At 77.1% G+C, this 9,131-nt stretch carries 7 protein-coding genes; 3 read left to right on the top strand and 4 right to left on the bottom strand.

Features of this window, described 5'->3' with window-relative positions:
* Positions 1 to 85: 85 nt before the first annotated feature.
* The 4 genes from ABZ719_RS20460 to ABZ719_RS20445 form a co-directional block, all read right to left on the bottom strand.
* Positions 86 to 271 (bottom strand): hypothetical protein, encoded by a 186-nt coding sequence (locus ABZ719_RS20460; RefSeq protein WP_366726596.1) that lies wholly within the window; start codon positions 269 to 271, stop codon positions 86 to 88.
* 155 nt (positions 272 to 426) lie between these two features.
* Positions 427 to 798: a DUF6479 family protein gene (locus ABZ719_RS20455; RefSeq protein ID WP_366726589.1), complete on the bottom strand. Its 372-nt coding sequence runs from the start codon at positions 796 to 798 to the stop codon at positions 427 to 429.
* A 142-nt stretch (positions 799 to 940) separates the two neighbouring features.
* Positions 941 to 1,222, bottom strand: a complete 282-nt coding sequence (locus ABZ719_RS20450) for a hypothetical protein (protein ID WP_366726588.1) — start codon at positions 1,220 to 1,222, stop codon at positions 941 to 943.
* A 100-nt stretch (positions 1,223 to 1,322) separates the two neighbouring features.
* A complete protein-coding gene (locus ABZ719_RS20445) occupies positions 1,323 to 3,776 on the bottom strand; it encodes a SpoIIE family protein phosphatase (RefSeq protein WP_366726587.1) in 2,454 nt (817 codons plus the stop codon).
* A gap of 263 nt (positions 3,777 to 4,039) precedes the next feature.
* Here ABZ719_RS20445 and lanKC point away from each other — a divergent pair, with 263 nt between their 5' ends.
* The 3 genes from lanKC (at position 4,040) to ABZ719_RS20430 (ending at position 8,871) form a co-directional block, all read left to right on the top strand.
* Positions 4,040 to 6,703, top strand: a complete 2,664-nt coding sequence (gene lanKC, locus ABZ719_RS20440) for a class III lanthionine synthetase LanKC (RefSeq protein ID WP_366726586.1) — start codon at positions 4,040 to 4,042, stop codon at positions 6,701 to 6,703.
* Positions 6,704 to 6,776: 73 nt separating this feature from the next.
* Complete coding sequence (locus ABZ719_RS20435; protein ID WP_366726585.1) at positions 6,777 to 6,896, top strand: SapB/AmfS family lanthipeptide; 120 nt, start codon at positions 6,777 to 6,779, stop codon at positions 6,894 to 6,896.
* A gap of 118 nt (positions 6,897 to 7,014) precedes the next feature.
* Positions 7,015 to 8,871, top strand: coding sequence for an ABC transporter ATP-binding protein (locus tag ABZ719_RS20430; RefSeq protein WP_366726584.1), 1,857 nt, complete (start codon positions 7,015 to 7,017; stop codon positions 8,869 to 8,871).
* The last annotated feature ends 260 nt before the right edge of the window (positions 8,872 to 9,131 follow it).

Here is a 9,131-nt window from a genome sequence, read left to right as displayed (position 1 = left end):
GCGCGCACCGGACCGGCTCACGCCGGGCACCCCCACCGGCCGGTACGGGCTCTCCCCGAAACTCTTCGGGCCGGACGGCGGCCGGTCAGTCCTCGCCCCGGACGATGTTCCCTTCGCCGCCGTCGCCGCGCCCGCGCTCCCGCTGCGTTCCGCCGCGGTCCTCGACCGCCGGGAGACACGTGCGCACGTGCCTGTCCCTGAGCCGTCGGGCCCTGGCCCAGCCCGACTCGGCGGGCTGGACGGCCGGTTTCTCCATGGTGTGCGCGAGCACGGGTCCTCATCTTCCTTCTGCGTCGGTGGGGTGGTGGCGCACCGGGCCGCGGTTCCCCGGTCGCCGGCCGCGGTGTCCGGTGCGGCCTTCTCGTTCCTGGCGGACCGGGTCCCCGCGCGGCCCGGACGCAAACCGCCGGCCGGGGCCCGGGGCGGTCATCTGCCGCCGGAGCCGCCGCTGCCGAAGGAGCCGCCGGAACCGGGGTCCCAGCGCGGACGGGACTGGTCCTCGCTGCGCCGGCTGCCGGACGAGCCGAGTTCGTGCGGGGTGAGGCGGCGGCCGGTCTCCTCGGCGCGCGGCACCTCGTCGGGCTCGCGTCGCTGGCTGGTCTCGTGGACCGGCCCGGAGTCCGGGAGCGTCGGGTGCTCACCGCCCCGCGGGGTCCTCGGCTCGCGCTGCTTGACCCGGATGCCGAGCCGGACGGCCCAGATCAGCGCGCCGACGATGACGAGGGCGCCCACGACGATGACGACGATCCCGAAGACCGATCCGGCACCGGAGGCTGCTTCGTAACGGGAGGTGTCCATGGCGCGCGGGTACCCGCACCACCGGCGAATACGTCACCGGTCCCGCGTCCCGCCCCGCACGGCCGGCCCGGCGCCGTCGCGGCCGTCCCCGGCGCCGTCACGGGTGCCGGGGGGTCGCCGCCCGGCCCCGGCGCGGCGGCGCTCAGGGGCCTTCCTGCCCCGCCGGGCGGGCCGCCCGTTCCACCTCGGCCTCGATCTCGGCGCGGGGCCTGGCCTCGTGGTTCGCGTACTCGTTCAGGGCGGTCTGCAGGTCCCGGGCCAGGTCGCGCCAGGCGCGCAGGGCCGTCTCGTACGTCTCGCTCTGCATCCCGGTCCACCGCTCCTGCGCGGGCGGCCCGTAGGCCGCCCGGAGCTGTTCGACCCGGGTGTGCGCCTCGTCGGCGGCGCGCTGCTTCGCCACGAGCTCTTCGAAGGTGTGTGACACAGCCCAGGACCCTAAGCACGGCGGCCGGGCGCGCGGCTCAGACCTGCCGTGCCGGCGGCGCGGCGCACCCGTGTGGCGGGTCGGCGGGCGGAGGGTGCGCTCACCGCCCCAGGAGCAGTTCGCTCCAGACCTGCTTGCCGCCGCTGACGGGCAGCGCCCCCCAGGCCGTCGAGACGGCCTCGACGAGGAGGATCCCGCGTCCGCCGGTGGCCTCCCACCCGATGTTCGTCGGCTTGACCGGCGTACGGGGCGAGGCGTCGGCGACGGCGATGCGCAGCCGGTGGTGGACGAGGGTCAGGTCCAGGCGCACCGGGCCTTCCGTGTGTACGAGCGCGTTGGTGACCAGTTCGGAGACGACCAGGAGGGCGGCGTCGGCGTCCTCGCCGACGCCCCAGGAGCGCAGGGTGCGCCGGGTGAAGCGGCGGGCGTGCCGGACCGCCTCGGGCACCCGCCGCACCGTCCAGCTCTCCCTCAGCGGGCGTACCGCCAGGCCGTCGTAGCGCACCAGGAGCAGGGCGATGTCGTCGTCGCGGCGGGCGCCGGTCAGGAGCGCGTCGGCGACCGGGCCGAGACGGCCGGGATCGACGGCGGCGAGGCGGCGGGCGAGCCCGTCCATGCCGGTGTCGATGTCGGCGTCGGGCGACTCCACGAGTCCGTCGGTGGTCAGGGCGAGCACGGTCCCCGGCCGCAGCCGCAGCGGGGTCATCGGGAAGTCGGCCTGGGACAGCACACCCAGCGGGGGGCCGCCTTCCACCTCGGTGATCTCCGCTGCGCCGTCCGGGTGGCGCAGCACCGGCGGCAGGTGCCCGGCGCGTACGCACCAGGCGGTGCCGGCCTCCAGGTCCAGGTCGACGTAGGCGCAGGTGGCGAACAGGTCGGTCTCCATGTCGAGCAGCAGCCGGTTGGCGTGGGAGACGACGACGTCCGGGGGGTGGCCCTCGGCGGCGTAGGCGCGCAGCGCGGTGCGCATCTGCCCCATGAGGGTGGCCGCGCCGGTGCTGTGCCCCTGGACGTCGCCGATCACGAGGGCCACGTGGTTGTCGGGCAGCGGGATCACGTCGTACCAGTCGCCGCCGACCTCCAGTCCCGCGGTGGCGGGCAGGTAGCGGGCGACGGCCTCGGCGCCGGGGAGCCGGGGCAGCCTGCGGGGCAGCAGGGTGCGCTGGAGCATGCCGACGAGTTCGTGTTCGGCGTCGAAGGCGTGGGCGCGCATGAGTGCCTGCCCGGCCAGTCCGGCCGAGGCGGTGAGCAGGGCGCGCTCGTCCGGTCCGAAGTCGTGGGGGCTGTCCCAGCCGATCAGGCAGGCGCCCGCCGTGCGGCCGGCGGCGGACAGCGGCAGCACCGCGAGACCGCCGGGGCCGACCTCGGCGAGCGCGGGTTCCAGTCGGGTGCCGGCGGGCCAGATCCGGGCCCGGCCCTCGCGCAGGGCGGCGGCCAGGGTGGGCATGGCCCGTACCGGCGCGTCCGGCCACTCGGTGCGCCACTCCCGGCGCCACAGTTCGGGCCAGGACTCCGGCTCGGGCGGGTCGAGCACGGTGACGACGAGCCGGTCGTTCTCCAGTTCGGCCAGGGCGATCCGGTCCGCGCGCAGGGGGGCGCGCAGCGCGGCGACCACGGCGTGGCTGACGTCCCGGACGGTGCCCGCGGTCGCGAGGGCGGAGGCGAGCCGCTGGACGCGGGCGACGTCGGTGACGCCCGGGCGCAGGGCGGAGGCCTCCGCGACGGTGCCGACCAGGCGCGCCGGGCGGCCGTCCCCGCCGGGCAGCAGGCGTCCGCGCAGCCGCAGCCAGCCGGGCGGCCCGGCCGGCCGCAGGACGCGGAACTCCAGTTCGCGCTCGCCGATGGACATGTGGTCCGCCTCGACCACGGACATCAGGGACGGCAGGTCCTCGGGCACGGTCAGCGCGAGCAGGGTCTCCACCTTGCCGTCGAAGCCGGCCCGGTCGATGCCGAACAGGGCGAGGACGTCGTCGCCGGCCTCGACGCGCCCGCTGTCCATGGCGAGCGCGAAGGCGCCCGGCGGCAGTTCCCCGCCGGGTGCCGAGGCGGCGGCCACCGGACACGCCGAGGCCTCGGCGACCAGTTCCAGGCAGGTCCGGTCCTCGCTGTCGAAGCCGCCGGGGGCGTCGGTGACGGCGAGCAGGCAGCCGCCCCGGGCACCGCCGATCGGCAGCGCCGCCAGGGACACGTCACCGGCGGGCATCCGGCGGGAGTCGGCGTGGTCCGCCACCTCGTCGGGGCCCAGCCACACGGCCCGCCCGGTGCGGCAGGCCTCGGCCGGCGGCGAGCTCCCGGCCAGGGGGTAGGTGTCGCGCAGTCCGTACAGCGTGCGCGGCACGCCGGCCGACTCCGCCAGGCAGAGCGCCTCGCCCGAGGGGCCGCCGGGGACGTAGACACCGGCGAACGCGGCCGAGGTGAAGACGAGGGCCTGTTCCAGGACGCGGCGCGGCCGGTCGGGCGCGGCGGGGTCCTCGGTGAGCGTGCTCAGGGCGAGTTCGGCCTGCAGCGTCCTCGATCTGCGTGCCGTAGCGCCCTCACTGACCACGTTGGCCATTACAGCGCGTATGAGCCGTTCGCGCAGCCCCTGTGACGGTTCGCGCGCCCGGGACGGTTTCGCGCCCCCGCGGCCGGCCGCCCGGCATCCGTGCGAACACGGCGGTCCGGGCGGCTGCTCCGGATCTTTCGAACAGGTCGGGGCGATCTCTTCGAACGGTTGTTGACGCGTGCGTTCCGCACGGTGGTCTCGTGACAGACGTGACTGTCGGCGGCCCCCGCCCGGCTGGAAGGCTCGGTGCCGACCAGGGAGGGGGGACGGACATGGACCAGCGCTACGAGGTGTACGCGCTCGCCGATCCGCACTTCTACGAGACACCCGACCGGCTGTCCGAGGGCGGGCGGTCCGCCGCGCAGCTGTACGCGACGGCCCGGCGCGCCGTGCCGCAGGGGTGGGACGCGACCCGCACCGGCGACTGGCTGACGCTGACCCCGCTCGGCGCGGACGGCGCCGCGGCCGCGGGCCCGGCCCAGGGCTGGAAGATCCACGCCTCGGCCACCCGGGACAACGCGGACGAGATCGCCGCGATCGTCTGGGACTACTGCGTACCGCGCCGGATCCCCTTCAAGTTCGTTCCCGGCCCGCACCTGCTGCACCTGCGGAACACGAAGTACGCCGCCCGCGACACCAGCGGCAAGTTCGTCACCGTCTACCCCGACGGCGAGGAGCAGCTGCACCAGGTGCTGCGCGAGCTGGGCGGGCTGCTGGAGGGCTTCGAGGGGCCGTACATCCTGACCGATCTGCGCTGGGGAAAGGGCCCGCTGTACGTCCGCTACGGCGCGTTCGCGCGGGCCTTCGTCGTCGACGAGCGCGGCTCGCTGGTGCCGGCGGTGCGCGACGGCGAGGGACGCCTGGTGCCGGACCGGCGGGCACCGTCCTTCCAGGTGCCCGACTGGGTGACGCTGCCCTCGTTCCTGGAGCCGCACCTGGCGGCGCGCAACACCACCACGGTCGGCGAGCTGCCGTACCGCATCGAGAAGGCGCTGCACTTCTCCAACGGCGGCGGTGTCTACGCGGGCACCGACACGCGCGACGGCCGGCGGGTGGTGCTCAAGGAGGGCCGGCCGCACGCGGGGCTGGCCGCGGACGGCGCCGACGCGGTCACCCGCCTGGAACGCGAGAAGGCGGCCCTGGAACGGCTCTCCGGGACGGGGGTCGTGCCGGAGGTGCGGGACTGGTTCACCCTCGGCGACCACCGCTTCCTCGTCATGGACTTCGTCGAGGGACGGCCGCTCAACTCCTACTTCGGCGACCGCCACCCGCTGCTCACCCCGGACCCCGACCCGCGGGCCGTCGCCGCGTACACGGCGTGGGCGCTGCGCGTGCACCGGGCGGTGGAGCGGGCGGTGGCCGCGGTGCACGCCCGCGGGATCGTCTTCAACGACCTGCACGTGTTCAACATCGTCGTCGGACCGGACGACGAGTCGGTGCAGCTGCTGGACTTCGAGGCGGCCGCGCCGGCCGAGGAGGGCGGCCGGCAGGTCGTCGCCCACCCGGGCTTCTTCGCGCCGCCCGACCGCACCGGCCCCGACGTGGACCGCTACGCCCTGGCCTGCCTGCGGCTCGCCCTGTTCCTGCCGGTGACCACGCTCTTCGTGATCGACCGGGGCAAGGCGGCACACCTGGCCGAGGTGATCGCCGAGCAGTTCCCCGACGTTCCGCGGGAGTTCCTCGACGAGGCGGTCGCGGAGATCACCCGCGACGGCGCCGACCCGCGCGGCGGCACGCCCGGGCAGGGGGACGGCGTCCTCTTCACCGGGCGCGGCGGCCCCTCCTTCCCGGACCCGGCCGACTGGCCCGCGAGCCGGGACTCGATGGCCAAGGCCCTGCTGGCGTCGGCGACGCCGGACCGCGCCGACCGGCTCTTCCCCGGCGACATCGCGCAGTTCACCGACGGCGGCGGCCTCGGCCTCGCGCACGGCGCGGCCGGTGTCCTGTACGCGCTGCGGGCCTCGGGGGCCGGGCGTTACGAGGAAGGCGAACGCTGGCTGCTGGCGCGTACCGCGGCCGCGCCGCCGGGCACCCCGTTCGGCCTGTACGACGGTCTCGCGGGCGTGGCCCACGTGCTCGACCTGCTCGGTCACCGGCAGCGCGCCCTGGACCTGATCGACGGCGTCCTGAAGGAGCGCTGGCAGAAACTCTCCTCCGACCTGCGCGGCGGGCTCGCCGGGCTGGGTCTGGTCCTCGGGTCGCTGGCCCGCGCGACGGGCGAGAGCGAGCTGGGCGAGCGGGCAGCCGAGGCGGCGCACCTGCTCACCGCGCGGCTCGCCGAACCCCTCCCCGACAGCCCCCGCAGGCGGGCCGGGCTGCTGCGCGGCGCGAGCGGAGTGGCGCTGTTCCTGCTGCGGCAGTACGAGTGGACCGGCGAACGCGCGCTGCTGGACGCGGCCGCCGTCGCGCTCCGCCGCGACCTGGAGCAGTGCGTCGTCCAGCCGAGCGGCGGCGGCCTGGAGGTCGACGAGGGCTGGCGGACCCTGCCCTACCTGGGCGACGGCAGCGCGGGGATCGGCATGGTCCTGGACGACTACCTCGCCCACGCGCCCGACGAGGAGTTCGCCCGGGCCCGCGACGCCGTCCTCACCGCCGCCACCTCCCGCTTCTACGCCCAGCCGGGCCTCTTCCAGGGCCGCGCCGGAATGATCCTGCACCTCAGCCGCAGCACGGCCCCCGGGGCGACCCCGCAGAAGCTGGCCGGCCAGGTCGGCGCGCTCGGCTGGTACGCGATGGCGTACGAGGGCCAGCTCGCCTTCCCCGGCCACCAGATGATGCGGCTGTCCATGGATCTCGCCACCGGTACGGCCGGCTGCCTGCTCGCCCTCGCGGCGGCGCTGGACGGCGCGACCGGCGCGGCGCTGCCCTTCCTGCCGCCCCCCGCCGCCGCCCCGGCGGCCCACCCAGACGCGGCTCCGCGACCCGCGGAGTCGTGACACCACCCCCGTCCCCGACGTGGGAACCGACCGGAGTCCCGGCACCGTCCGGGGCCGACCGAAAGGACACGGCATGGCACTGCTCGACCTGCAGACGATGGAGTCCGACGAGAACAACGGCGGTGGCGGCGGCGCCAGCACGGCCAGCCTGCTGTCGTGTGTCAGCGCGGTGAGCGTCCTGCTCTGCCTCTGACCCGCACCGTCCGTCCCACGGCTCCGGGCGGCCGCCTCCCCTTGCGGGGAGCGGCCGCCCGGGGCCCGTTCCGCGCGCGGACGCGAGACCACGGCACAGGATGCGAGGCGGCAGCCGTATGACGACCCTCTTCGACCAGGCCCGCGGCACCCCGCCGGTGACCGCCCCCTCGCTCCTGCGCGCCACCGTGCGGCACGGCGCGGTGCGCTGCGCCGCCCTGTGCCTGGTGAGCACGGCGGCGACCGGGGCCGGGCTGCTGCTGCCCGCCGTGCTGGGCCGCACCCTCGACCTGCTGCTGAACCGGGCGCCGGCCGGCCGCTGGGTCGGGTACTCGGTCGGACTGCTCGCCCTGCTCACCGCCCTGGACATGGCCGAGACCGTGCTCGACACCACCACCGGCGCCCGTGCCACCGCATGGCTGCGGCTGCGGCTGACCGGGCACGTCCTGGCTCTGGGCCCGCGTGCCACGGCCCGGTTCGGGCCGGGGGAACTCGTCGCCCGGCTGGTGGGCAGCGCCGCCCAGGCGGGCAGCGCGCCCGCCGCGGTGGCCGCGGCCGTCGCGGCGGTGGCCGGGCCCGCCGGCGCGGTCGTGGCGCTGGGGCTGCTCGACGTGTGGCTCGCGGTCGCCTTCCTGGCCGGGGCGCCGCTGCTCGTGCTGCTGCTGCGGGCGTTCGCCCGGGACGCCTCCCAGTGCGTCGCCCGCTACCAGGAGACGCAGGGGCGGATCGCCGCCGCGCTCGCGGAGGCCGTCGGCGGGGCCCGCACGATCCGGGCGGCCGGTACGGCGGACCGGGAGACGGCACGGATCCTGCGCCCGCTGCCCGAACTGTCCCGGTCGGGACACCAAATGTGGCGCGCGCAGGCCCGGGCGGCCGCCCGGGCCGTCGCCGTGGCCCCGCTGCTGCACCTGGTGGTCGTCGCCGTCGCCGGGGTGCTGCTCGCCCGGCACCGGCTGACCGTCGGCGACGTGCTGGCCGCCTCCCGCTACGCGGTCCTCGCCGGCGGGGTCGGCGCGCTGGTCGGGCAGCTCTCCGCCCTGGTCCGGGCGCGCGCGGCGGCCGGACGCCTCGCCGAGGTCCTGGCCGAGCCGGCGCCGGCCCACGGCGGCCGGCGGCTGCCGCCGGGACCGGGGCGCCTGGAACTGCGCGGTGTCACCGCGCGGCGCGGTGGCCGTACGGTGCTGCACGGTGTCGACCTCACCGTGCCCGGCGGCACGACCCTGGCCGTGGTCGGCCGCTCCGGCTCCGGCAAGTCCCTGCTCGCGGCCGTCGCCGGACGCCTGTGCGACCCCGACTCCGGGGAGGTGCTGCTGGACGGGGTGCCGCTGCGCGAACTGACCCACGACGCACTGCGCGGTGCGATCGGTCACGCCTTCGAGCGGCCCGTCCTGATCGGGGCGACCGTCGAGGACGCCATCGGCCTCGGCCCGGCCGCGCCCTCCCCCGGCCGCGTCCGGGAGGCGGCCCGCACGGCCCGCGCCGACGACTTCGTGCGCCGGCTGCCCGACGGGTACGCGACCCCGCTGGCCGCCGCGCCCCGCTCGGGCGGCGAGTCCCAGCGGCTCGGGCTCGCGCGCGCGTTCGCCCACGGCGGCCGGCTGCTCGTCCTCGACGACGCCCTCTCCAGCCTGGACACCGTCACGGAACACCGGATCACCCACGCCCTCGCCCAGGGCGGCGCCCGCACCACCCGCGTCGTCGTGGCCCACCGCGCGGCGACCGCGGCCCGCGCCGACACGGTCGCGTGGCTGGACGGCGGCCGCGTACGGGCGGTCGGCACCCATGCCGCGCTGTGGCGGCAGGCGGGATACCGCCAGGTGTTCGGGGAGGACGGCGGAGACCGCCGCGGGGGCGGGGCCGCTTCGGGCGAAGGCCGCGGGGACGGCACCGTGGCGGGAGAACACCCCGGTCCGGGTGCGGGTGCCGTGCGCCCGGCCGGGGATCCGGGCCGTCCGGCGCGGGAGGCACGGCCGTGAGCGAGGAGGACCGGCGCCGCACGGCGGCGAGCGGGAACGGGACCTACGGGCCCGGTGAGGAGCGGCGGTCCGCGGGCCCGGCCGGGGACCAGGGACGGCCACCGGCCGCGCCCGGCCCCGCCGCGCAGGGGCCTGCGGAGGGGCACGCGGAGAGTGCGGCGGCCGTCGGACACGGCACCGGGACGCGGGGTGCGGGGGCGGACGGGGCGGAAGCCGGGGGGTCGGCGGACGGAGACGCGGCCGCGCGGCCCCGGCGGCGG

Origin of the sequence: Streptomyces sp. NPDC006743, from assembly GCF_040703815.1 — a bacterium.
Taxonomy (GTDB): domain Bacteria; phylum Actinomycetota; class Actinomycetes; order Streptomycetales; family Streptomycetaceae; genus Streptomyces.
Note: the sequence above shows the minus strand (reverse complement) of the source record. Positions and strands in the feature narration are given on the sequence as shown.

What these genes read in the sequence shown, in the direction of transcription:
- ABZ719_RS20435 (WP_366726585.1), top strand. Translation starts at nt 6,777, where the DNA reads ATGGCACTGCTCGACCTGCAGACGATGGAGTCCGACGAGAACAACGGC.
- ABZ719_RS20430 (WP_366726584.1), top strand. Translation starts at nt 7,015, where the DNA reads ATGACGACCCTCTTCGACCAGGCCCGCGGCACCCCGCCGGTGACCGCC.
- ABZ719_RS20455 (WP_366726589.1), bottom strand. Translation starts at nt 798, where the DNA reads ATGGACACCTCCCGTTACGAAGCAGCCTCCGGTGCCGGATCGGTCTTC.
- ABZ719_RS20445 (WP_366726587.1), bottom strand. Translation starts at nt 3,776, where the DNA reads ATGGCCAACGTGGTCAGTGAGGGCGCTACGGCACGCAGATCGAGGACG.
- lanKC (WP_366726586.1), top strand. Translation starts at nt 4,040, where the DNA reads ATGGACCAGCGCTACGAGGTGTACGCGCTCGCCGATCCGCACTTCTAC.